This window comes from Candidatus Binataceae bacterium, assembly GCA_035650475.1.
Lineage (GTDB): Bacteria > Desulfobacterota > Binatia > Binatales > Binataceae > JAKAVN01.
Map to the genome: position 1 here is coordinate 1,049,474 of DASRHP010000012.1, position 24,223 is coordinate 1,073,696.

At 65.6% G+C, this 24,223-nt stretch carries 21 protein-coding genes and 1 tRNA gene; 4 read left to right on the plus strand and 18 right to left on the minus strand.

Translation table 11 applies throughout. The features are described from left to right. Window positions 1–5 precede the first annotated feature (5 nt). From VFB33_16430 to pgsA, 8 genes are all read right to left on the minus strand, one after another. Window positions 6–782 (minus strand): HAMP domain-containing sensor histidine kinase, encoded by a 777-nt coding sequence (locus VFB33_16430; protein HZO83283.1) that lies wholly within the window; start codon window positions 780–782, stop codon window positions 6–8. A gap of 489 nt (window positions 783–1,271) precedes the next feature. Next, on the minus strand, window positions 1,272–2,039 hold the full coding sequence (locus VFB33_16435) for a 3-hydroxyacyl-CoA dehydrogenase (GenBank protein ID HZO83284.1): 768 nt from the start codon (window positions 2,037–2,039) through the stop codon (window positions 1,272–1,274). Window positions 2,040–2,080: 41 nt separating this feature from the next. Next, a complete protein-coding gene (locus VFB33_16440; GenBank protein ID HZO83285.1) occupies window positions 2,081–3,268 on the minus strand; it encodes an amidohydrolase family protein in 1,188 nt (395 codons plus the stop codon). Window positions 3,269–3,422: 154 nt separating this feature from the next. Continuing rightward, the gene (locus VFB33_16445) at window positions 3,423–4,655 is read right to left on the minus strand and encodes an LLM class flavin-dependent oxidoreductase (protein HZO83286.1); all 1,233 of its coding nucleotides are present in this window, start codon (window positions 4,653–4,655) and stop codon (window positions 3,423–3,425) included. Window positions 4,656–4,964: 309 nt separating this feature from the next. Next, window positions 4,965–5,354, minus strand: coding sequence for an MAPEG family protein (locus tag VFB33_16450; protein HZO83287.1), 390 nt, complete (start codon window positions 5,352–5,354; stop codon window positions 4,965–4,967). 390 nt (window positions 5,355–5,744) lie between these two features. Next, window positions 5,745–6,368, minus strand: coding sequence for a DUF1326 domain-containing protein (locus tag VFB33_16455; GenBank protein ID HZO83288.1), 624 nt, complete (start codon window positions 6,366–6,368; stop codon window positions 5,745–5,747). Window positions 6,369–6,826: 458 nt separating this feature from the next. After that, window positions 6,827–6,902 (minus strand) — tRNA-Gly (locus VFB33_16460). Between the two features lie 58 nt (window positions 6,903–6,960). Beyond that, entirely contained in the window at window positions 6,961–7,548 is a 588-nt protein-coding gene (pgsA, locus tag VFB33_16465) for a CDP-diacylglycerol--glycerol-3-phosphate 3-phosphatidyltransferase (protein ID HZO83289.1), read from the minus strand. 213 nt (window positions 7,549–7,761) lie between these two features. Between pgsA and nadB the strand changes: the two genes are divergently transcribed. Then, window positions 7,762–9,387 (plus strand): L-aspartate oxidase, encoded by a 1,626-nt coding sequence (nadB, locus tag VFB33_16470; GenBank protein ID HZO83290.1) that lies wholly within the window; start codon window positions 7,762–7,764, stop codon window positions 9,385–9,387. A 123-nt stretch (window positions 9,388–9,510) separates the two neighbouring features. Here the strand turns inward: nadB and tyrS are convergent, their stop codons facing one another. The 6 genes from tyrS to VFB33_16500 all read right to left on the minus strand — a co-directional run bounded on the left by tyrS (window position 9,511) and on the right by VFB33_16500 (window position 17,456). Then, window positions 9,511–10,695, minus strand: a complete 1,185-nt coding sequence (gene tyrS / locus VFB33_16475) for a tyrosine--tRNA ligase (protein ID HZO83291.1) — start codon at window positions 10,693–10,695, stop codon at window positions 9,511–9,513. Window positions 10,696–10,855: 160 nt separating this feature from the next. Further along, the gene (locus tag VFB33_16480; GenBank protein ID HZO83292.1) at window positions 10,856–12,274 is read right to left on the minus strand and encodes a DUF1329 domain-containing protein; all 1,419 of its coding nucleotides are present in this window, start codon (window positions 12,272–12,274) and stop codon (window positions 10,856–10,858) included. Window positions 12,275–12,426: 152 nt separating this feature from the next. Then, complete coding sequence (locus VFB33_16485) at window positions 12,427–13,743, minus strand: DUF1329 domain-containing protein (GenBank protein ID HZO83293.1); 1,317 nt, start codon at window positions 13,741–13,743, stop codon at window positions 12,427–12,429. A gap of 165 nt (window positions 13,744–13,908) precedes the next feature. After that, on the minus strand, window positions 13,909–15,225 hold the full coding sequence (locus VFB33_16490; protein ID HZO83294.1) for a DUF1329 domain-containing protein: 1,317 nt from the start codon (window positions 15,223–15,225) through the stop codon (window positions 13,909–13,911). Between the two features lie 330 nt (window positions 15,226–15,555). Then, window positions 15,556–16,455: a heme o synthase gene (gene cyoE, locus VFB33_16495; GenBank protein HZO83295.1), complete on the minus strand. Its 900-nt coding sequence runs from the start codon at window positions 16,453–16,455 to the stop codon at window positions 15,556–15,558. Beyond that, the gene (locus VFB33_16500; protein ID HZO83296.1) at window positions 16,452–17,456 is read right to left on the minus strand and encodes a COX15/CtaA family protein; all 1,005 of its coding nucleotides are present in this window, start codon (window positions 17,454–17,456) and stop codon (window positions 16,452–16,454) included. The genes cyoE and VFB33_16500 overlap by 4 nt, the downstream gene beginning before the upstream one ends. A 313-nt stretch (window positions 17,457–17,769) precedes the next feature. Here VFB33_16500 and VFB33_16505 point away from each other — a divergent pair, with 313 nt between their 5' ends. After that, on the plus strand, window positions 17,770–19,554 hold the full coding sequence (locus VFB33_16505) for a long-chain fatty acid--CoA ligase (GenBank protein ID HZO83297.1): 1,785 nt from the start codon (window positions 17,770–17,772) through the stop codon (window positions 19,552–19,554). 206 nt (window positions 19,555–19,760) lie between these two features. On the opposite strand, the gene VFB33_16510 is transcribed toward VFB33_16505, so the two are convergent. The 4 genes from VFB33_16510 to VFB33_16525 form a co-directional block, all read right to left on the minus strand. Next, on the minus strand, window positions 19,761–20,264 hold the full coding sequence (locus tag VFB33_16510) for a GreA/GreB family elongation factor (GenBank protein ID HZO83298.1): 504 nt from the start codon (window positions 20,262–20,264) through the stop codon (window positions 19,761–19,763). 101 nt (window positions 20,265–20,365) lie between these two features. Next, on the minus strand, window positions 20,366–20,599 hold the full coding sequence (locus tag VFB33_16515) for an Lrp/AsnC ligand binding domain-containing protein (GenBank protein ID HZO83299.1): 234 nt from the start codon (window positions 20,597–20,599) through the stop codon (window positions 20,366–20,368). A 66-nt stretch (window positions 20,600–20,665) separates the two neighbouring features. After that, a complete protein-coding gene (locus tag VFB33_16520; GenBank protein HZO83300.1) occupies window positions 20,666–21,550 on the minus strand; it encodes a 3-hydroxybutyryl-CoA dehydrogenase in 885 nt (294 codons plus the stop codon). Between the two features lie 109 nt (window positions 21,551–21,659). Next, the gene (locus VFB33_16525) at window positions 21,660–22,022 is read right to left on the minus strand and encodes a hypothetical protein (GenBank protein HZO83301.1); all 363 of its coding nucleotides are present in this window, start codon (window positions 22,020–22,022) and stop codon (window positions 21,660–21,662) included. A gap of 257 nt (window positions 22,023–22,279) precedes the next feature. Here VFB33_16525 and VFB33_16530 point away from each other — a divergent pair, with 257 nt between their 5' ends. Both VFB33_16530 and VFB33_16535 read left to right on the plus strand, forming a co-directional pair. Then, entirely contained in the window at window positions 22,280–23,137 is an 858-nt protein-coding gene (locus VFB33_16530; protein ID HZO83302.1) for an FTR1 family protein, read from the plus strand. Window positions 23,138–23,248: 111 nt separating this feature from the next. After that, complete coding sequence (locus VFB33_16535) at window positions 23,249–24,073, plus strand: lysophospholipid acyltransferase family protein (GenBank protein HZO83303.1); 825 nt, start codon at window positions 23,249–23,251, stop codon at window positions 24,071–24,073. The last annotated feature ends 150 nt before the right edge of the window (window positions 24,074–24,223 follow it).

The window sequence follows — 24,223 nt, forward strand, 5'->3', positions numbered from 1 at the left end:
ATGCCTCAGGTCGATCCGTTGCCGCGGCCCCAACTGCTGGCCGAAGCCGGCAAGCGGATAGTGAACACGCTGCCCGCGCCCCGCCGGCTTCTCGTCAACAGGTCCGCGCCGTTGAGCGCGAGGTAGCGCTTGGCCAGCGCCAGTCCCAATCCCATGCCGTATGGATTTGCCGCGCTGTGCCGACCACGCGAGAAAGGCCGAAACAGCTTGGGTAGGTCAGCGGGATCAATGCCGACTCCGGTGTCTTCGACCTCCACAAGAACGTCTTCCTGCCCCCTGCCAACCCTCACAGTAATGGCGCCGTGTTCAGTGTAATTCATTGCGTTGTCGAGCACATTGGCTAGCGCATGCGTAAAGCAGTATTCGTCGATGCTGATGATGAGTTTGGAATCCGGCGCGTGCAAGTTTATGCGGAGGCCCTTGTTCTCGGCCTCCGGCTGAACTTCGAGAAGCTCCCATCTAATCCGCGATAAGATTTCTAGCGAGACCGGCGCGATTCTGAACATTCCGCTTTCCAGCCGGGACAGATCAATAATCGCGCGCAGGTTTCGTTCGAGTTGCCGCGTGGCACCAACAATCGCAGTGAGCGATTTTGCACTCTCATGATCTCCGGCCGAAACGCGATCGCTCAGCAACTCTGCATGGCCGGCGATAATATTCAGTGGATTGCGGATTTGGTGATTGACGTTGACGAGGAACGCGGCCTTCAGTTCCTCGGCGCTCGCGATTTGTTCCGGCGCGAGTTTGCGGCCAAACAGGGAATTTCGCCATGGCCTAGGCATCGGCCAGATTCGCCACGGCCGTGTGTCATTTGTGATACTCAATGACTTCCCCTTGCTTATTTCAGCCCTCACCCGAGCGGGCTAGCTTCAACTAAACTCAAGATGAGGTGAAGGAAGTCGAAGTAGAATTATCAATTGTCGACATCTCGATAACGCATAAAATGTACCAGACAATCTCTTTTAGATGCTTAGTTGATACGAGAGACGCCCTCTAGCATTTCCTATATTGGCCAAGCTCAGCAATTGTCTGCTTCGCTGAGCCTAGCCTTGAGCTAAGCAGAGGAATGCAACTGTGCTGCGACTTAGCCCCTGAGTCTATGATAAAGAGCAATTGGGGCGCGGATGTCGCAACCTGGTGCCGACTTGCCCCATTAGGTTGCTTTGCTGTGCGGCGCAGCCACAGCTCTGATAAACAAAGCAGGGCGCAATACAGCGCCCATTCCGCGGTGATCGTTGGTCGTGCTACGTCACGCGCCGCGGCCGGCGCAGCTACCGTGGGGCCATGCGCAGCGCGCCGTCGAGGCGGATGGTCTCGCCGTTGAGCATCGTGTTCTCGACGATATGGCGCGCCAGCGCCGCGTATTCGCTCGGCCGCCCCAGCCGTGAGGGAAACGGTATCGACGCCTCCAGCGCCTTGCGCGCCGCGTCGGGCAGCAGCCCGAGCATCGGGGTCTCGAAAATTCCGGGCGCGATCGTGCACACGCGGATGCCGAGCGAAGCCAGGTCGCGCGCGACCGGCAGCGTCAGCCCGACCACTCCGCCCTTGGACGCCGAGTAAGCAGCCTGCCCGATCTGACCCTCGTAGGCCGCGATCGAAGCCGTGTTGATGATCACACCGCGTTCGCCCTCGTTGTTGGGGCGGTTCTTCGCCATCTGCGCCGCCGCAAGCCGGATCATGTTGAAAGTGCCGACGAGGTTGACCGCGATCACCTTGTTGAACAGGTCGAGCGAGTGCGGCCCTTCCTTGGTCAGCGTGCGCTGCGCGCGGCCGATGCCGGCGCAATTGACCGCCACGTGCACGGTGCCGAAATGCTCGGCCGCGCGCGCGACCGCGGTTTCGACCTCGGGGCCGGCGACCACGTCGGCCGCGATGTACAGGCCCCGCGCGCCGAGCTCTTCGGCGACCTTGGCGCCCGGTGACGACGGCAGATCCACAATCGCGATCTTCGCGCCGTGCTGGACGAACTCGCGCGCGGTCGCCGCGCCGAGCCCCGACCCGCCGCCGGTGATTATTGCCACTGCGTCTTTCAGTCTCATTCGGCCCTCACCCTGAAGTAGTCACTTTGAAGTAATTAGACTCAGATGCCGTAGAAGCGCGCCGCGTTATCGCCGAGCACCTTGCGCTTCTGCGCGGGCGTGAGTTTCGGATGGTCGCGAATCGGGGCTACTGACTCCGGGAAGCGTCCATCCCAGTGCGGATAATCGCTCGCGTAGAACACAAGGTCCTCGCCCATCATCTCGAGGATGAAAGGCAGCGAGCCCTCGTCGGGATCGCATGAGTAGTAAACCAGCCCGCTCTTCATGTATTCGTGCGGCCAGCGCCTCATCGCGGGCAGCAGTTGCGGCAGGCGCTCGTAGTGCTCGTCGAGCCGCTCCATGAAGTAGTAAACCCATCCGACGCCCGACTCCAGGATCGCCCAGCGAAGCCGCGGGAACTTCTCGAGCACGCCGCCGCATACGAGCGAGCCCAGCGCAACCATCGCCTCGTGTGGAAAGCCGATCGTGTGGCCCAGCACAAACTGCTCGGGCTTAAAGCGCTCCTCGCTACCCGGCAATCCCGTCGCCGATCCCCAATGAATTCCGATCGGCAGACCGAGGCGCTGGATTTCCTCGTACAGTGGATAAAGAAACGGCTCGTCAAGGTTGGCCCGCCGCACGTTCGGCAGCATGAACACCGAGCGCATCCCGAGGTGGTTCACCGCATGCTCAAGCTCGTGCAATGCAGCGTCAACAGACTCGCGCGTCGGCGCTACCAGCGGCAGGCTTATCGCCGGCCGCACGCGCCCGCCGCACTCCCGGGCGTAGTCGGCAAGCAGATCGTTCTGCGCCCGTGCGCATGCGATCGCCAGATCGAGCTTGTCGGTTGAAAGCCATACCAGGCCGAGGCTGGGATAGAGGACGGCGAGATCGATGCCCTCGACGTCCATGTCGGCCAGGCGCCCTTCGGGACTCTCGGGATGCCCGGGCGGAACGCGCGCGAACGAGGCGCGCGCACCGGTGGGCAGTGGACGCGGATTGGCGAGGCGGTCGAGGAGGCGGTCGCGCGCAATGATATCGTCGGGCACCGGGCCGGTCTCGTGCGCCATCGTCAGCCGCCCGTCGAAGAGCATTCGCCAATGGCCGTTCGGGTCGACGCCGCTTTGAAACAGCCGCTCGCGCAGCGCTGGCGGCAGATACTTGTCCCACAGCTTAAGCGGCATCTCCCACGCATGGCCGTCGGCATCGATGACGCGATATTGATTGCCTGCCAAGTCGCGCACGCTCATCGTAGGATCTCCCGCAAAGCCGCGGCTTTCGAGGCGCATCGTAGCGAAGCGGCGCCCGCCGCGCCATCGACGCGCCGGCGCGCGGGACGCAAAAGCGTGCGGCCGGGCTCGCCGCCCGGCCGCACGCACCGCAACCGCAGCCAGCCCCCAACGCTCAGACGTAGTGCGGCAGGATCTTCTCGCCGAAGGTGCGCAGCTGTTCCTTCATTACGTCCGTCGGCAGAAAGCCCTGGTCGAAGTTCCAGCAGAAGTACTCCGGATTCGCCGCCTCGACCAGCTCGTCCATCTTGCGCCGCACGTCGGAGATCGAACCCATGAACAGGTAGTGCGCCCGCTCCATCCGATCGACGGTCCACTCGCTGGGCGGGATGAGCGCCTTGCCGCGCGGCCACTTCTCCTCGTCGCCCGGCAAGCGGAAGGCCTCGAAGAAACCGAAGTGGCCCCAGAAGCGGCCAAAGCCGATGCCGGCCGAGCCCAGCTCGGCCATCCGGTAGGTAGCCTCCCTGTTTTCGCCGAAATAGAACTGGCGCAGCACGCCAACGCGCCGGCCGAGTTCGAGCTTGCGCCCGGCCTTGGCCGACTGGTCCTGAAACAGCCGAGCCACGCGCGCCATCGCCTGCGGATGGGTCACCAGAGTCATCGGAATGATATTCTGTTGGGCGCACCAGACGATGGTCTCGTCGCTGATCGAGAAGGCCTGGAAAAGCGGCGGATGCGGCCGCTGGTAGGGCTTGGGCACAACGTAGATCTTCCTGACTTTGCCGCCCTCGACCTCGCCCGGCGCGCCATACTGCGCGGTCCACTCCCACGGCGGCCACGGCGTGCCGGTTTCATAGGGATACGGATACTCGTAGTACTCGCCCTTGAAGCTGAATGGCTCGTCGGCCCACGCCAGCTTGAGGATCTGGAAGACCTCCTCGAAGACCTTGCGGTTGGTCCTATCGATATCAGACTGATCCGAGGTGGTGGCCGAGACGTGCAGCTTCTGTCCCATCTGGTTGAGCCAGCGATGCTGGTAGCCGCGGGCGAAGCCGACGAAGGTGCGCCCCTTGGTGAACTGGTCGAGCCATCCGATCTCGACCGCCAACCTCAGCGGATTCCATCCGGGCAGCACGTAGCCGATCGGCCCGACCCGCAGATGCTTGGTGTGCATCGCGACGTACAGATGGAGCTGCGGCACGCTGCCGATTTCGAGCCCCTCGGTGTGCAGGTGATGCTCGGGGAAAGCGACCATCTCGATCCCGAGATCCTCCGCCATCCGAGCGAACTCGACGATCTCGCTGAGCATCTTCTGCCAGTACTCGTTGCGCGCGGCGATTGGGCGCAGCCGTTCGCGCTCCTCGAGGGTGGCGGGAATCGTGGGCAACAGCAGGAGTCCGAACCTCATGCGCACCTCCCGTGGTCCGGCGGTCGCGCCGGACCGCTGACGGTTGCCGGTTGCACTCTCAGGCCATCGGAACTCTCAAGCACAGATCCGCGAACGACACGCACGCCAGCGCGTTGTCGCAGGGCGTCGGCCGCGCGCGCCGCCGATCGCGCCTTGGGTACCACGAAATCCGCGCTCGGGCAAACGCTCGCCGCTCCGTGACCGGCCGCGTGTCACGGCGCCTCGCCTGTGAGCGCCATGACCAGCGCCTGGTGCCGCAGGCAAAGAGGCTGCGGCGGGGCTCCGCTGCTCGTGCGCGAGGCGACCTGATCAGATAGTCGCGAGCGCGGCGATCGAAAGGATGATTCCGCCGAGGTAAGTGCCGACGGCGCCTACGAAGCGCAGCGGATAAGGCCGGTCCAGAGTGGGACAGACGACTATCCCGATCGCGCTTAGATAGCGGCAGACGGTCACGATAATCATGACCCACGCTACCCACGCCGCCGGCGAATGCGCGCCAAGGTAGAGCATCAGGACCGCCAGCATCGGCGCATACTCGGCCGTATTGCCGTGCGCGCGAATCGCCTTGAAGAGCGGGTCGGCCGGGTCGTTGGACGACGTCCCGACCCTCCCGAGGCGGTTGCGCGTCATTGAAACGTGCAGTCCCAGCGCAAACAGCAACAGGCCGAGCAGCCCGATGCATACGACGGCGATTTCCATGCGTACCCTCCTCGCAGGCGGATTTTAGAATCGTGTGCGCGGAACCATCGTTTAAGATGCCGAGTTCCCAGGCAATCGCTGACGCGTTTCAAAAGACATCCCGAGCAAGCGGTTGCTTGGAACATGTGGCGAAGAACCCGGGTCAACGATCGGGCTTCCGCGCGCGAAGTTGATATGATTGCAAATCGCGTAATCGCGCTCGGTGGCTCCTCCGCCGCCCTCGGCGCCGACCACCGCCGCGAGCACAGCTAGGCTCCGCACCCTGTCTGCGGGTGAGGAGCATCTCCCGCCCCAGAAAAGGCTCAGTTTGATGTGCAAAATCGTCCCGCCGCACAGCGACGCTGGGGTGGAACAGACCGTTGCGGCGCCGCGCGCTGACGCGCCGGCCAATCATCGGTCGTGCGAGTACGTGACCTCGGCCAGGCTGCTGTGGGTGTTGCGATGCTCGAAGCGGATCGCGCCGCTGCCCCTCAGAACCGCCGCCTGCGCCACTTCCATCTCGAAATATTCGCGCCCGTCGGGCAAATGGACGGTGACGCGATGCTCCTGTCCGGTGTTGGGCAGGATCAGCGGGGTCGAGACGGTCTCAACCGCGCCAGGGATCACGACGCGCGCTTTGCGCGCGCTTTTGTCAAATTCGAATTCGATCGGCACGAATTGCGGAGGATGCACGGTCGAAAACGTGGAGGCGAGAAACTCGAACCAGGCGTTGCCCGCCTGCCCGCTGAGGATCGTGAGCAAGGCCGTGCGCTGCTCGCCGGTGGCGCGCTCGTCGATAAAGGCCTGGGCTTCGCCGTGGCCCTCGTGGACTCCACCGGGCCAGCGCGCGACCGTAACCCAGCTTAGGCCTTCGAGCGGCACGGCACCGAAATGGCCGCGGTCGATCCGCATTCCCGCAACGCCCTCGCATCCTTTCTGCGGAGAAGGGATGCCGACGGTGTCGCAGGTGCAGCTCGCGATGCAATTGCAGTTCTTGAGATAGCGCCCCTTCATCAGCCATTCGATCTTTTTCATGGTCTTGATCCCTTGATGAGCTTAGTATTCAGCCTCACCATGCCCCCATAGCCTTTGCGGGGGAACCGACGCCTGCCGGTCTCATTCACCGCCAATGTGGAATGCCGTACGGCCCAGGATCTTTTGCGGTGTTCGCGCAAGCGTATTCACGGCGCATAAGCGCATATAGGATGCGACCAGCGATTTGTTAGGCTGGCTTGGGCGGCAACTACTGCAAACAAGCGACGCGCACCTCGAAACCACGCGCCTGGAGCTCCTCCGTGAGGCGGAGTGGCATCTCTCGCTGCCGACACCTCATGGCTCGCTCGCGTTCGCGACTCGGCCAGACAGACCGACCTTTGTCGCGCAACGCCCTCCGCGCAGCGCAGCGCGGGTGCACCGTCAGCCCTTCACCTTCGAGCTCCGGTTCGCGGTTCGCTCCAGCCCGCCTGATTCTTTGAACTTTCTGAGGATTTGACTGGAGCGGGTGATCGGTTTCGAACCGACGACCTTGTGCTTGGCAAGCACACGCTCTACCAACTGAGCTACACCCGCCCCCAAGCCTGTTGCCGCACGGCCGGATAGATCGATTTATCCGCCCGCGCGCGCCTTGTCAAACCGCCGCCCGCCGCGAGGCCGGCGGCCGCAGCCGCGCGCCCAGCAGCGCGCTCGCCTTGCGGTAATAATCGATCCCCGACCACACGCTGACCACCATCGCGATCCACAGCACGAACATCCCGGCCGCGAAGAAGTCGATGTGGAAGTAGGTGTAGTGGATGAGCAGCCCCTGGACAGCGATCGACTGAAGCACCATCTTGTACTTGCCCAGCTCCTCGGCCGCCATCACCTCGCCCTCCGCCGCCGCCATCGCGCGCAACCCGGTAACCGCGATCTCGCGCAGCACCAGCACCACCACTATCCAGGCCGGCACGCGCGGCGCGCGCGGCATCGCCACCAGCATGATCAACGCCGCCGTCACCACCAGCTTGTCGGCGAGCGGGTCCAGGAACTTGCCGAGCGTGGTACCCGAGCCGTAGCTGCGCGCGATATAGCCGTCGAAGAAGTCGCTGAGCGTGGCGACGAAGAAGACCGCGGCCGCGGCCGCCGACGGCCCGGGCCCTGGAAGCAGCAGCAGGACGACCAGCACCGGCGTCAGCGCGATGCGCATCAGGGTCAGCAGATTTGGTGTGCTCAGCGCCATCGCGCGTTCCCGGCGTCCGGCCCCGTGACGCCTCTCCGGCAACCCTCATTTCGACAATATGGCAATCGTATGAGGCGGGCAATCGAGACTTGCGCGGCGAACGCGGACGTGCGCTGTGAGCCAGCTTGACGCGCCGCGCCGTGCGCGCGTACGTTCGATCATGATCGATTCGCCTCGCGGGCCGCGTCCGCGCACCCTCCGTTCCCGTACCCGATGAGCACGCCCGCACCCTCGACGTTTGAGACCGACTTCCTGGTGATTGGCGGCGGTATCGCCGGCCTTATCTTTGCGGTCAAGGCCGCGGAGTCGGGCGCCGCGGTGACCGTGCTGACCAAGGCCGCCAGCGCCGAGGCCAACACCGCCTATGCGCAGGGCGGGATCGCCAGCGTATGGAGCGTGGACGACTCCTTCGAGTCGCACGTGGAGGACACGCTGCGCGCGGGCGCCGGGCTGTGCAACCGGCGCGCGGTCGAAGCGATCGTGCGCGACGGTCCGGAGGCGGTGCGCGAGCTGATCGCACTCGGCACCCGCTTCACCCGTATCGAAGACGGCAGAGAGGACGAATACGACCTCGGACGCGAGGGCGGCCACACCCATCGCCGGGTGCTCCACGCCCAGGACCTCACCGGGCGCGAGATCATGCGCGCGCTGAGCGAGGCGGCGGCCGCGCGGAGCAATATCCGGGTGCTCGAAAACAAGCTTGCGGTGAACCTGCTGATCGAGCCGGGCGCATTCAATGGCGCCGCCGGGCGGTGCTGGGGCGCGTACGTGCTCGACCGCGCTACCCAGGCGGTGGACAAGTTCGTCGCGCGCGCAACTCTGCTCGCCACCGGCGGCGCGGGCAAGGTCTATCTCTACACGACCAACCCCGACATCGCCTCGGGCGACGGAGTCGCGATGGCGTACCGGGCGGGGGCGCCGGTCGCCAACATGGAATTTATCCAGTTCCATCCGACCTGCCTCTACCATCCCGCCGCCAAGTCATTCCTGATCTCGGAGGCGCTGCGCGGCGAGGGAGCGATCCTGCGGCTGCCCGACGGCGCGCCGTTCATGCAGAGCTACCATCCGGACGCCGAGCTGGCGCCGCGCGACGTGGTCGCCCGCGCGATCGACACCGAGATGAAGCGGCGGGGGCTGGATTGCGTGTACCTCGACATCAGCCATCGGCCGGCCGACTTCGTGCGCTCGCGCTTTCCGAACATCTTCAAGCGATGCTTGGGCTTTGGTTTCGACCTCACGCAGGAGCCAATTCCGGTGGTGCCTGCGGCGCATTACATGTGCGGCGGCGTAATCACCGACCTCGACGCGCGCACGGCGATCGCCGGCCTGTACGCGGCGGGCGAGGTCGCGATGACGGGGCTTCACGGGGCCAACCGGCTCGCCTCGAACTCGCTGCTGGAGGCGGCGGTGATGGGACGGCGCGCGGCGGCCGCCGCGCGCGAGGAGCGGGCGGCGGGCGGCGAGCGGCGGGCGCCGGACTTTCCGCACTGGGATCCGGGGCGCGCGATCCGCAGCGAAGAGCGCGTGCTGATCACGCAGAGTTGGGACGAGATTCGCCGCCTGATGTGGAACTACGTCGGGATCGTGCGCAGTGACCGTCGGCTGGGGCGCGCGCTGCGCCGCCTGAAGCTAATCCGCGACGAGGTCCATAGCTACTACTGGGAGCATCTGGTCGATTCCGACCTGGTCGAGCTGCGCAACCTGGTCGAGGTCGCCGAACTGGTGGTGCGCTCGGCGATGGCGCGGCGCGAGTCGCGCGGGTTGCATTACACGATCGATTATCCAGAACGCGACGACGCGCACTGGCTGCACGACACGGTGATCGCGCGCGAGCGGTAGTCGCCCGATTTTTTCCTCCCGCTCGGGCGACGCGCCTCACGACAGGTTCATCCAACGCCGGGCCCGCCCCTTTGAAGCGCAAGGGGCAGAGATCGCATCTGCTGTGCGGGCCAGTGCCGTCAGCTACGGCTCGATGCGGGCGACGCGGCGCTTGCCGACTTCGAGCACTCGATGCTGTCCGGGAACGAAACGAAAGTTCGGGTCGGTCACCGTCTGGCGATCGACGCGTACGGCGCCCTGCCCCACCAGCCGGCGCGCTTCGCTGGTCGAAGCCGCAAAGCGCAGTTGTTTAATCAGTTCGCAGATCCACAGCTCGCCGCCGACGCGGAAGACCGGGATGTCCCCTGGAACTTCGCGCCGCTGGAACTTGGACTCGAAGTAGGCGCGTGCTTCGGCGGCGGCGGGGGCGCCGTGGTACTCGGTGACGATCGTCGCGGCCAAGCGCTTCTTGGCCTCCATCGGATGCACCGCGCCGGCGGAGAGCGCGGCGATCTCGGCCGGCGTGGCGTCGGTCAGCAGTTCGTAATAGCGCGGCATCATCCGGTCCGGGATCGACATCAGCTTGCCGAACATCTCGCGCGGCGCATCGGTCAGGCCGACCGCGTTGCCGTACGACTTCGACATCTTGCGCACGCCGTCGAGCCCTTCAAGCAGCGGCATCGTGATCACGACCTGCGGCGGCTGGCCGAAAGCGCGCTGCAACTCGCGCGCGACCAGCATGTTGAACTTCTGGTCGGTGCCGCCGAGCTCGACGTCGGCGCGCAGCGCGACCGAGTCGTAGCCCTGGACCAACGGGTATAGCAGCTCGTGCAGGAAGAGCGGCTGCTGCTCGGCGAGGCGCTTTTCGAAGTCGTCGCGCTCGAGCATCCGCGCCACGCTGAGCTTGGCCGCGATCCCGATAAGATCGCGCACGCCCAGCTTGTCCATCCATTCGCTGTTGAAGCGGACCTCGGTCAGCGCCGGGTCGAGAATTTTTGAAACCTGGCGCTGGTAGGTTTCGGCGTTGGCGACGATCTGCTCGCGGCTGAGCGGCTTGCGCGTCTCGGAGCGGCCGGTGGGATCGCCGATCATCGCGGTGAAATCGCCGACCAGGAAGATCACGGTGTGGCCGCGGCGCTGGAAGTCGCGCAACTTCTTGAGCGCCACCGAGTGCCCCAGATGGAGGTCGGGCGCCGTCGGGTCCATCCCGAGCTTGACCCGCAGCGGCCGCCCCTCGGCAAGCTTCGCCGCAAGCTCGGCCATGGAGATCACCTCGGCCGCATTGCGCGCCAGTTCCCGCGCCTGCTCCTTTGCCTCGCTCGCGTCCAACGCTTCGCTCCGATCCGGCCGGGCCTCTATCTCGCTCCCCCTCGCCTTCAGGGGAAGGAGCCGGGGTCAGTCGGAAGGATAAGGATAGCGGCGCCGGCGCGAAAGCGAAACGCGCGGCGATGCGCACGCACGCCGACGTGCATCCGCACCGCTCGCGCGCTCAGCGCATGATCTGCATCAGGCCGGCGGGCGTACAGTACTTGGTGATGTTCTCGTACTGCGAGGGTACGGCGTCATCGACCACGATGTCGCGGCCCTGGCCATCGGCGGTGAAGGCGATGGTGGCGTGGTCGTTCTGCATGTCCCACATCCCGACGTACAAGGTGCCGACCACCGACGACATCTGGCCCTGGATGCGCTTGGGCGCCCCGGCCACCATCATCAGTTTCCACAGCTTCATGTTCGAGTCGTAGAGGTCGGTCCACATCTCGTGGAGCACATACTTGTCAACCCACATGACACGCTTGCCGTAGCAGTAGCCGCCGGCCTCGGCGGGGATGCGGCGGACGTCGATGACGTAGGTGTCACGCAGGCTCCAGTGCCCCCATGACGGCCGCGCCCATCCCAACGGCATGTCGTAGTTACCGGGATAGATGCCGTCGGCGGTGGTGAGATCGTTGATCGCGAGGATCTTCTGGTCGCGCAGCCATTTGGACTGGAAGATCGAGACGCTGCCGTTGAAGCCGGCGCGTGCGTCGTCGTGCGTGTAATCGGTGCCGAACAGCGGCGAGCAGCGTGCGGTTGACGCCAGCCGCATCGAGCGCCGCAGCGCCGGCACGAACACATAGTCGTCCTCCAGGCGCTGGAGGTCCTGGTAGAAGATCTGGAGCACGGCGGTGTACTTGGATTGCTCGGGCTCCTCGACCATTGACCACTCGGTGTACCAGGCGCCGTTGGCATTCGCCTCGATGCGCGGATGGCCGGGATCGGTGATGTAGGCGAGCTGGCGATAGACGTAGGAGGTCTTCATGCAGGCCGAGTTGCCGTAGCGGTCCTGCGCGCACAGGCTCGCCAGCCCGGTTTCGGGCGAACCGACCGCGATGCGCGGGATCGGGCCGAACCAGTCGTCGGCCAGGATCTTCCATCCCTTGTAGGGCTCGGTTGGATTGGGGAACGGTTCGCCGGCGACGTAATTCTTGATGTTGTAATGGCCGTTAGGCAGGACCACAACCTGGGTCTGGCTGCCGTACTTCTCAGTCGCTTCGAGATAGCCACGCGGGGCGGGAAAAACCTGGGTCGGGCCAACGTCCATCTCGACGTCCTGCGGCATTTTCCAGAAGTAGGTGCCCTGGAACAGCGCGATCATGCCGTCGGGCATGAACTGCTTGTACTGCTGCCAGTTGGCCATCGTGATCTTCGTCCCCGGCGCGAGCGTGGCTTCGGCGGCCGCTGCCGAGGCCTCCTGCGCGGCGCGCTGCTGCTCCTCGGCCTGCTTGAGCGCCGCCGACTCGGCAGACGCCGCGGGCGCCCCGGCAGCGACCGGTGCCGCGTCCGGAGCGCCGGCGCTTTGGCCGAGCGCGGGCCGCGCGAACATCGCGGTCGCGATGCATACGAACAGCGACGCAAGCACTGCGATCATGATTTGGCCTCCGTTGTCGGTCCCCAGAACGACAAGCGCTTGAGAGTCTAACGCGGTGCTGGCGAGCGCGAAAGCACGGAAAGAAAGGCCGGGACGGCGTGCCGTCGAGCGCCGTCCCGGCCGGTTGGTTCAGGCTCGCGCTGCCGCGGCCGCTAACGCATCAGCTGCATCAGGCCGCCCGGGGTCTGGTACTTCGAGATGTTGTCGTATTGCGGCAGATAGCGATCCGCCCACAGGTCATGCCCCTCGGCGTCGGCCGTGAATACGTGGCTGACGTGCTGGTTCTGCATGTCCCAGTACTGTTCGAGGATGCCGCCACCGAAGTACTGCGGCCCCCACTCCGGATGGAGTTTGTCGGGGCGCGGGCGCAACCCGATATTGACCACCTTCCACAGCTTCATGTTCGAGTCGTAGAGGTCCTCGTGCACGTTGGCATAGTAGGCCTGCACGGTGTACATGATGCGCTTGCCGTAGCAGTAGCCCGCCGCCATCGATGGGATCCGCCGCACGTCGGTCACCCACACCGGCACCACTTCCCACTTACCCCACGACGGCCGCGCCCATCCCAGCGGCATGTCGTAGTTCTCGGGGAACTTGCCCACCCCAGTGGTCAGGTCGATCAGCGCGATGATGTTCTGGTCACGCAGGAACTTGCCGGTAAATACCGACACCCCGCCGTTCCATCCCACCCGCTGGTCGTCATGCGTCATGTCGCTGCCGAACAGCGGCGCGCAGCGCGCCGAGGTCGAAAGCCGCAGCGAGCGGCGCAGCGCCGGGATGAAGACGAAATCGTCGGGCATCCGCGTGGCGTCCTGCCAGTACAGGGTGAGGTCGGCGGTGTATTTGGACTCCTCGGGCACTTCGACCATCAGCCACTCGCCATACCATGCGCCGGCCGCATGGGGGTCGGTATGCGGAACGCCGGGGAACCAGTTGTAGGCGAGCTGGCGATAGTTGTAGTCAACCCGCGAGCACGCCTTGTTGTTGAAGCGATCCATCGTGCAAAACGACGACGGAGTACCTGAATCGGGAAAGCCGACGTAGAGCAGGCCGCCTGGGCGGAAGGTCACGTCGGCCGAGATCTCGGTGCCCTTCTCTGGTCCCGAGGGATGGGGAAACGGCACGCCGGAGACGTAGTTTTCGATGTTGTAGGCGCCGTTGGGCAGCTTCACCAAGCGGGTCTGCGAGGAGTACTTCTCCACCGCGTCCCAGAACGGCTTGGGCAGCGGATGGATATTGGTCGGGCCGATGTCGATCTCGACGTCGGACGGCATCTTCCACGCGTACTGGCCCTCGAACAGGGCGATCATGCCGTCAGGCATGAAGGCCTTGTACTGCTGCCAGTTCTGCATGGTGATCTTGGTACCCGGTGGGATAGTGCTGTTGTCGGCGGCGCTAGCATTGCGTAGCGCCAAGGGACATAGGACCAGCACCACAATACCCACCAACAATCGACGAACCGCAGTCATAACCAGTCTCTAACCTCCCTCCAGGCACTCACCAGCCCCGGAAACCCCCGCGGCTCCAAGCCGGGCACGGCGATTGTCGCGCCACTAACACGAACGCCGCGCGCGGTGCAAACGCATCGCGCGCGGCGTTCGTTTTTCGGGCGAAGACTATATGCGCCGCGTCCGCTAACGCATCAGTTGCATCAGGCCGCCCGGGGTCTGATAGAGCTGCACGTTATCGTACTGCGTGCCCCAGCCGATGTCGGGCGTGAGGTCATTGCCTTCGCGATCGGCGGTGAACACGTGGCTGACGTGCTGGTTCTGCATATCCCAGTATTGCTCGATGATCCCACCGAAGTACTGGAGCCCCCACTCCGGATGGAGCCTGTCGACCGCAGGACTGAGCCCGATGTTGACCACCTTCCAGAGCTTCAGGTTGGAGTCGTAGAGGTCTTCGTGAACGTTGGCGTAGTAGGCCTGAGTGGTGTACATCACCCGCTTGCCGTAGCAGTAACCGGCCGCCATCGACGGGATCCGCCGCACGTCCGTCACCCACACCGGCACCACTTCCCACTTGCCCCACGACGGCCGCGCCCAGCCGAGCGGCATGTCGTAGTTTTCAGGAAACGTTCCGTCAGCGTGGGTCATGTTGACCAGCGCGAGGATCTTCTGGTCGCGGAGATAATGGCCCTCGAACACCGAGGCCCCGCCGTTCCATCCCACCCGCTGGTCGTCGTGCGTCATGTCGCTGCCGAACAGCGGCGCACAGCGCGCCGAGGTTGAAAGCCGCAGCGAGCGGCGCAGCGCCGGGATGAAGACGAAGTCGTCGGGCAGGCGAGTGACGTCCTGCCAGAACAGGGTCAGGTCGGCGGTGTACTTGGACTCCTCGGGCACCTCGACCATCAGCCATTCGCCGTACCACGCGCCGGCCGCATGCGGGTCCGTATGCGGGATACCGGGGAACCAGTTGTAAGCGAGCTGGCGGTAGTCGTAATCGACCCGGGTGCAAGCCTTGCTGCCGAAGCGGTCCATCGTGCAGAAAGACGACTCGGCATTGCCTTTGAGGTTGGGGAAGCCGGTGTAGAGCACGCCGCCCGGGCGGAAGGTCACGTCGTCGATGATCTGGGTGCCCTTGTCAGGTCCCGAGGGATGGGGAAACGGCACGCCGGAGACGTAGTTTTCGATGTTGTAGGCGCCGTTGGGCAGCTTCACCAGGCGGGTCTGCGAGGAGTACTTCTCCACCGCGTCCCAGAACGGCTTGGGCAGCGGATGGATATTGGTCGGGCCCACCTCCATCTCAACGTCGGACGGCATCTTCCACGCGTACTGGCCCTCGAACAGGGCGATCATGCCGTCGGGCATGAAGGCCTTGTACTGCTGCCAGTTCTGCATGGTGATTTTGGTGCCCGGCGGAATAGTGTCCTCGGCGCCGGCGGCCCCAATCGCCAGCGGGGAAAGGACCAGAACCAATAAGCCAAACAACAGCCTGCGCATAACGGTCATAACCGCGGTCCCTCCTTATCGGGTCTTGAGCTCGCGCTCGCCTATCCCAACTCCCAATACAGTCAAAACGGTTCCGTCGATCAGGCTAAGTATTGGAGTAATTCTTTTTTTGGCTTCCGCTCAGTGCGTCAGGTCGATGGCCACACTCCTTTTGCGCGAGGATTCGGTGTGTTATGGCGCTCGCAACAATCCGCCTACCTAGACGGACTGAAATTGTCAAGGCTGGCCGATTCGGACAAGCCGGAACTTGCGCCAGTCGGGCGCAAAACCGAACCGCGGGAAAGCGGCGGCTGGAACGCGAAGCGCACAACCAAAGCCGCCGGGAACCCGCTAGATACGGTCGAGCACCAGCACCAGGAAGACGATCGGAAGGTAAAAGAGCGAAGCGAACATCACGCGGCGCGCGGCGTCGGCGGCGTGCGGCGTGCGCGCCAGGCGCAGCGAATAGACCAGCATCATAGCGCCCAGCGCGGCAGACACTGCCAACGATATCCATCCCGCGAAGCCCAGCAGCGCGGGCAACGCGCCCGCCCCGATCAACGCCACGCAGTCGAAGAGGATCAACCTGTCCACCGGATTGCCGCGTCCGCGCTCCAGCGGCAGCATGCTGATCCCGGCGCGCTCGTAGTCGCGCTGGTACAGCCGCGCGATCGACAGCGAGTGCGGCGACTGCCACAGGAACATGATCAGGAAGAGGATGAGCGGTTCGACCCCCAGCGTACCGCGCGCCGCGGCCCACCCGGCCACCGGCGGCAACGCCCCGGGCACCGCACCGACCACGTGACAGATCCACGAGAAGCGCTTGAGTGGCGTGTAGGCAAACAGGTAGAGCACCGTGATAAGCGCGGTCACGCCGGCCGCGAGCGCGTTGGTTCCTGCCCACAGCCACGCGAATCCGGCGACCGTCGCCGCGGCGCCGAAAGCCAGCGCCTGGGGTGGGCTCAGGCGTCCCTCGGGCAGCGGGCGATGCTGCGTGCGCTCCATCAGGGCGTCGATGTAGCGTTCGAAGTACTGGTTGAGCGCGAGCGTGCCGCCCGCGGCAAGCGCGGTACCCGCCAGCGTGCTGAGCGCCAGCCACGGGTCGAAGCGGCCGACTGCGCCCAGGTAGAACCCGACCAGCGTGGTCAGCAGAACCATCGCGACCACGCGCGGCTTGGTCAGTTCGTAATAGGCCGCCACGCGACGGCCCATCCCGCCCATCATCGCGAGCGCAGCGGCCTCGGCGCTCATATACCCACCTTGCGCGCCATCGGCGCGGGTCCGCGCCGCGGCGCGACACCCGCCACGGCGCGGGCGTGCGCGCTGCCGGCCTGGCGTTCCAGATGCGCCGCGCGCAGCGCCAGCACCACGCTGGTTGCGAGCACGGCGGCGCCGATGGCGACGTGCAGAGTCGTCGGGATAACCGCGCGCATGCTGAGCACGGTAGCCGCGCCGAGCGAAAGCTGCAAAGCCAAAAGCACTAGCAGGCTGAGCGCCGGACGGCGCAGCGCCCGCGTGTTGCCGTACAGTCTCAGCGCCCGGGCGACCGTCCACAGGATCATCGCGCTGACCACGATCGCGCCGCAGCGATGGGCGAAGTTGATCGCGATCGGGACCGAGAACATCGGCGGTGCCAAGTGGCCGAAGGCGAGCGGAAAATCGGGAATCGCAAGCCCCGCGTGCATATGCCGCATCACGGCGCCGATAAGAATCTGCACGTAGATGATCGCTGCGGTCGCCGCCGCCAGCGGCGCCAGCCTCGCGTCGCCCCGCACGCGGGCCGGCGGCGCGCCACTGTCCCATTGCGGGTTGGTGAACAGCGCCATCGAGACCATCAGGCAGAAGAACGCCTGCCCGGTCGCCGCGTGCGCGACGGCGATTGGCAGCGGCAGGTCGAGCAGCACCGTAATCCCGCCCAGCACCGCCTGGACGACGACCAGTCCGAAAGCCGCCAGCGCCGTGTGCCGCACCCATGCGCGGCGCTCCGACCTCCAAGTCCACAGGGCCAGGATTAGGGTCAGAATCGCGACCGTGCCCGCGATGACGCGATGGCCGTACTCGAAGGGCACGCCGGTTGTCCAGTGCTGCGGGATCAGATGACCGAAGGCGAGCGGCCAGTCCGGCACCGCCATCGCCGAGCCGGTGGAGGTGACAAGGCCGCCGGCGAAGACCAGGACAAAAGTGGCGGCGGCAGCTACGACGGCGAACCGATGCAGCGCCCGAAGCGGCGAGCCTTGGGAAAGCGAGTTCACACTATATTCGGTTGCCGCGCGCGCGGCTCTCGGGAACGCGGCGCGCGGACCTCTTCCATTAGTATGGCGAAAGATACTCGGATTCAAAAATAATTCAAACTTAACTATCGTACCAATCCTGCCTGCCGCTTGCCAGCCTGATGCGCCGCGCCAGTCCAGCTTCGCACGCGCAGCGCGCAATGTCCCCCGGTTGCCTTCGGCGCGAGGCGGCGCGTGGTGCCTCGACCAGGAGGCATCCTCAAGGCAGATTTGGCGCGGCCGCGCGATTACGCTACTAACTGCAATCGGCAATTGCAGGGGGAGGTCGAAGCGCGTGACGGAATTCGCCACACTGGCCGCGGCGTTTCACGCCCAGGCGGCGCGGCTGCGGGATCGGACATTCCTCAAGGACAAAGCGGGCAAGACTTGGCGCGAGCATTCGTGGCGCGCGGTGGCCGACGCCGCGGGACGTCTGCGCGCAGGCCTGATGCAGCTCGGGCTGGCGCCGGGAGAGCGCATCGCGATCCTGGCCGAAAACTGTCCGCGATGGGTGGTGATCGATCAGGCGGCGCTGGGGATGGGCGCGGTGGTGGTTCCCCTGTACACCACCAGCGGCGCCGAGGAGACCCGCCATATCCTGGCCGACTCAGGCGCGCGACTCGTCGCGGTCAACAGCGAGGCGGGACTCAAGAAAATCGTCGCGCTCGCGCCGCAGTTGCCCGATCTCGCCGGGATCATCGCGATGAATCCCGGCGAGGGCGCCCCGCCCGCGTACAGCGCGCTCAGCCGGGTGCGGATTTTCACCTTCGCCTCGGTCAGCGCGCTGGAACCGGCGCCGCCGATCGCGGGCTCGCGCGACGACCTAGCAACGCTCATCTACACCTCGGGCACCACTGGGCCGTCCAAGGGAGTGATGCTCACCCACGGCAACATCCTGGCCAATTGTCGGGCGTCGCTCGAAGTCCTCGGCCTCAACGAAGACGACACCACGCTCTCCTTTCTGCCGGTGGCGCATTCCTTCGAGCGTACCGCAGGTTATTACACGGTGATGCTCGGCGGCGGGACGATCGCCTACGCCGAGGGACTGGGCCAGATCGCGCAGAACCTGCTCGAGATTAATCCGACCGTCGTGCTGACGGTCCCGCGGCTGCTGGAAGTGGTCTATGCGCGGGTAATGCGCACGGTGCTGGTGTCGGGCGCGGCGCGGCGCGCGCTGTTCAAGACGGCGCTCTCCGTGGGCCGCCGCGCCGCCGCCTATCGCCATCAGGGCAGGCGGGTACCGGTGCGGCTGGCGGCGCCGATGGCGCTGTTTCGGGGGCTCGTGTTCGCGCGCGTTCGCGCGATCTTCGGCAGCCGTCTGCGCTACCTAATCTCGGGCGGCGCGCCGCTGCAACGCGAGATCTTCGAGTTCCTCGCCGCCGCCGAGGTGCCGATCGTCGAGGGCTACGGCCTGACCGAAGCGGCGCCGGTGGTCTCAGTCAACCTGCACGGGCGGACCAGGATCGGCACGGTGGGCCGCGCGCTGCCGGGCGTCGAGGTGCGCACCGCGCCCGACGGCGAATTGCTGGTGCGCGGCGCCAACGTGATGCGCGGATATTACAACCGCGAAGGCGAGAGCCGCGAGGCGCTCGACGGCGACGGCTGGCTTCATACCGGCGACATCGCGCGCATCGATCCCGACGGCTACATCAGCATCACCGACCGCAAGAAGGAGATCATCGTGCTCTCGGGCGGCAAGAACGTCTCTCCCGCCAATCTGGAGAACCGGCTGACCTCCGACCCGGCGATCGCGCAAGCCTGCGTAATCGGCGATCGGCGCAAGCATCTGGCCGCGCTCGTGGTGCCGGACTTCGAGTACCTCGCCACCCAGGCGGCATTCAAGGAACTCGCGCGTGCGCCCGAGCAGGCGGTCGCTGACCCCAAACTGCGCGCCTTCTACCACGCGCGGCTGCACGAGCTGAACAAGGGGCTGTCGGACGTCGAAACCATCGTCGATTTCCGCCTGCTCGCGCATCCGTTCAGCCAGGAGAACGGCGAGCTGACGCCGACGCTCAAGCTGCGGCGCAGAATAGTGGCCGACCATTACGGCGAGCTGATCGAGTCGATGTACGGCGCCTGATGCGGAGGCGGTTCCCATGAAGATTCAGAACCGCCAGAGGCCCACCCACGTCCTCCCCAAACCGGGGAAGGGCTCGGAAGGTTGGCAATCGACGGATCGGCCTTTGCTCAGCGGGGTAGACGTCGCTGCCCGCTCTCGCTCAGCGGCGCCCGATGGCGCTCGCGCGCACGTCACTGGTGAGCATGGCAGGCCACCCCACCAAGGGCTCAGCCGTCGGAGCCGTTGCCGTTGTCGGCCTCAATGAGCGCGTGGATCGTGGTCAGGCGCTTGACCATGTACGAACGCTTGCCGCGCGGGGTCTGCACCTCGATATCGTCGTCCTGCGCCTTGCCGATGAGCGCACGGCCCAGCGGCGAGGAGAGCGAGATGCGGTTGGCGGCGCCGTCCACCTCCTCGGGCACCACGATCTCGTACTCGACGCTGCCGCCCTCGTCGAGGTCTTCTAGTTCGACCCGGCTGCCGAGGCCAACCGTGTCGCGCGGAATCGAATCGAGGTTGATCATCGAAAGCTCGGAGACCCGCGCCTCGAGGTTGGCCAGGCGCGCGCGCAGGAATTCCTGGCGCTGCTTGGCCATCGCCCACTCGGCGTTCTCCGAAAGGTCGCCGTGGGCGCGCGCCCGTTCGAGCTCCTTGGGCAAATCGACGGTCAGCTCGCGCTTGAGCGTCTCCATCTCTTTGCGCAGCCGCTTGATTACGGGAAGTTCAGCCATTGCTCACCCTGAAGCGATTGAGTTTAGAACATCCGTGCGTGGAGCGAATCCGCCCCCGCTCATGCATCCGTTGGTTTGGTTTCAGCCGAATCTCTGCGCAGCTAGTCGGCGACGATCGAGGTCAGGCTGCGATTGACGCCGGCGACGCTCTGGATCTTCTGCACCACTAGCTCGCCCAACGACGAGACGTCGGCGGCCTCGGCCACCGCGATGATGTCATGGGGGCCAGTGACGGCATGCGCAGCCGAAATCCCCGCGACCTGGCGGAGCTTGCCGGCGACCTCCTTGGCTTTGCCCGGGGACGTATCGATCAGAATGAAGGCTTTAACCGACATCTGTTCTCCTCCCTGGAGTTTTGCCGAACCCTGCATCGTGCGCCAAAGCCGGTCGCCCGCGCGCCGCTAGCGCGCCACCGGCGGAATCGCCACTCCCTGCTCGTTGTAGATATAAAAGCCGCGGCCCACCTTGCGCCCGAGGTAGCCCGCATCGACGTACTTCTTGAGCAGCGGGCAGGGGCGGTACTTGTCGTCGCCGAACGTGCGATGCATCACCTCCATGATCGCCAGGCAGGTGTCGAGCCCGATGAGGTCGGCGAGTTCCAACGGGCCCATCGGCTGGTTGGTACCCAGCTTCATCGCGGTGTCGATGTCGGTGACACCGCCGACGCCCTCGTACATCGTGTAGATCGCCTCGTTGATCATCGGGAGCAGGATGCGATTGACGATGAAGCCGGGGAAGTCCTCGGCGGTCATCGTGTTCTTGCCCAGGCGCTCGGCCAGCGCGCGCGTCTGCTCGAAGGTCTCCTGCGCGGTCGCCAGTCCGCGGATGATCTCGACCAAGCGCATCGCCGGCACCGGGTTCATGAAGTGCATCCCGATAAAGCGCGGCGCCCGGCTGGTGCGCGCCGCCATCCGGGTGATCGAAATCGACGAGGTGTTGGAGGCAAAGATGACCTCGGGCGGGCAAATCTTGTCGAGTTTCTGGAAGAGCCCGATCTTGGCCTCTTCGTTCTCGACCACAGCCTCGATGACGAAATCGACGTCGCGGAAATCTTCCAGGCGGGTGGTGGTCTTGATGCGGCGCAGAGTCTGGTCGCGCTCCTCGGGCTTGACCCGTCCGCGCTTGACCATCCGATCGAGGTCGCGCCGGACATTGTCCAGCCCGCGCCGGCACATCTCGTCGGAGACGTCGTGGACGAGAACTTCGAGCCCCGCTTGCCCCGCCACTTCGGCGACGCCGCCACCCATCTGCCCCGCGCCAACCACACCCAGTCTGCTAACCGCCATCAATTCCTCCCCTCGAACCGGCGATTGACCGCCGGCGCCGGCTCAAAGCAGGTGCGCCGCGATTTGCGGCGCGCCTGCCATCCGAAACTCGCGCGCGCGCAACTCCCAGTCAAGACACCTCCGGCGGCTTCTCGCCGCCGCTCCACGTTCCCTCGCCGCTGCCCTCTCGCATCTTCAGCCGCACCTGGCGCACGTCCTCTGGCGATTGACGTCCCGGCATTCCCAGCCCACGCATCAGCGCATTGGCCATCTCTGAGGTCAGCCGGTCGCGGATAGTGGGATTGCCATCGACCTGTGCGTCGAGAACGCGGTCGACCTGCGCGCGTGTCAGGCCCTCGGCGGCGAAAAGGTCCACCAGGCCGGCCGCGCCCACGTGTCCGCCGGCGCGCTCGACTATTGCAATAACCCGCGCGCACATCGGGCAGACGCGGCGCATCAGTCCAGCCCTCTGCCGGCAATACAGGCAGCGCATCGTGGGTACTTACCGCCGGGCGGCCGTCGCCAGAGGCATGGTAGGTCACCCTCGCCTGAGCATGTGCGCCCTAAAGCGCATAAAGCGGGCGCGCGCCCGACGGGCTCGCTACCCCGCTTCACAACCGAAGTTACACCGCCTGACGGGCAGCGGCAAGCGGGCGGATGCCACCAACGCCGGCCGCTCGCCTTGACACAGACGGCATCGCCCGACTAGCTTGTCTAATTGAGAATGAGTCTCAATTTGTACGGATCGCCGTGAACACCGCTTTACCCTACTTCCTTTATTCTTCCGGCATCCTTATTCGCGAGGGCCTCGAAGCCCTCCTGGTCATCATCGCCCTGCTCGCCGCCGTGCGCGAAGCGGGCCAGGAGCGCCGCGTCCGCGACATCTACGCCGGCGCGCTGACCGCAATCGCGATGAGCCTTGCGCTGGCTTGGGCGGTCAATCATCTCATCGAGGACAACACCAGCGACACGCTCGAAGGAATCTTCCAGCTGCTCGCCGCAGCGACGCTCTTTTATGTCAGCTCGTGGCTCACCGCGCGGGCGCAGAGCGAGCGATGGCGCGATTTCCTCACCCGCAAGGTCGAGGCCGCGCGAGCGCTCAACGGGCCGTCGATCGCACTCGGATTGACCGCGTTCCTGGCCGTGATGCGCGAGGGAGCGGAGACGATCGTCTTCTTCCAGGCGCTGCTGGCCGGCGCGACCGAGACCGCGGAGCGTCATGCGGTGACCGCGGGGCTGCTGGCCGGCGCGGTGGTGCTGGCGGTGGTCTTCGCGGTACTGCGCAAGGCGGCCTACCATATCCCGCTGGGCTCGTTCTTCCGCACGACTTCGGTGTTGCTGTACGCGCTTGCGGTGATTTTCGTCGGCCAGGGTATCGCGAGCTTCCAGGAGTCGGGTGTGGTGCGCGCGACGTTCGTCGATCACGTGCCGACGGTTCAGATGCTCGGGCTGTTCCCGACTATCCAAACACTGGCCGCGCAGGGCGCATTGATAGCGCTCGCGGCGGCGGCGATGGTGATACCGCCGATGCGCCGGGCACGTCGCGGCGCACGCGGCGAAGCCGCAGCGCTGGCGCCGCGGGGCGAAGCCCGCGCCCGCACCGCTTGAGATTCCGGCCCGCTCATCACTCCAGTTGAATCGGACGCCTGATCGCGGAGCGTGTTGCTCGCGCTCCGCGAAAGCTGTAGCCAGTTGGTTCAGAGGATAACCGCCGCGCTTGTGCCAACCAACGAACCAATAGCTGCGCGGACGTCCGCCAAGGCGCCGGATCACGCGATCGCGGATTCCGCGGCGCCACGCGATGGGCGGCCGGCGCCGGAAATCGCGCACGATGGCGTGCTCGGCTCGGTCTGGGGCGCGATCGCAACCGGACTGGCGCTGTTTTACACGGCCGTGCTCGCGCCGCCGGCGGCGCTGCTGGCGGCCGCAGGACAGGTCGGCGCGGTTTCCTGGGTGAGCCGGCTATGGGGCCGTCTCATCCTGGCGACGTGCGGAGTCAAACTCGAAATCGAAGGCCTCGAACGTCTCCCCCGCGCCGGCTCCTACGTCCTCGTCTCCAATCATCAGAGCATGTTCGACATCTTCGCGATCCTGGCCCACGTGCCGGGCGAGCCGCGCTTCGTGGCCAAGCAGGAGCTGGGCAGGATTCCGCTCATCGGATTCATCATGCGCCGGGCCGGCCACGTGATGATCGACCGCGCGCGCGGCGGCTCGTCGATTCGCCGCGCGCTCGACGTCGCCCGCCGCGGCCATCCCATCGTCGTCTTCGGCGAGGGCCATCGCTTCAGCGACAACCGCGTCCATCCGTTCAACGACGGCGCGGCGTGGATCGGGATCCTGACGCGCCTCAAGTGCGTGCCGATGGCGATCAGCGGGACGGCGGCTTTCTTCCCGCGCCGCGCGAAGATCGTACGGCCGGGTCGCCGGATGCGCATCGCGATCGGGGAGCCCATCGACACCGCCGGCATGCGCGGCGCCGACCGCGAGGCGCTCACCCGCCGGCTCGAAGACGCCGTCCGCGCGCTGTTCCACGGCGGAAATTGACCCAAAACCCGAAAAGCGAGCCAGCGATAAGTTGAGTCTTGGGCGGCCGGCGTGGTCCTGTGAGCGCACTGAGGGAGGACCCGAAAGTGGCGAAGAAGGGGCATTCGGAGGAGCAGATTCTGCGTGCCTTGCGGCAGGCGGAGAGCGGGA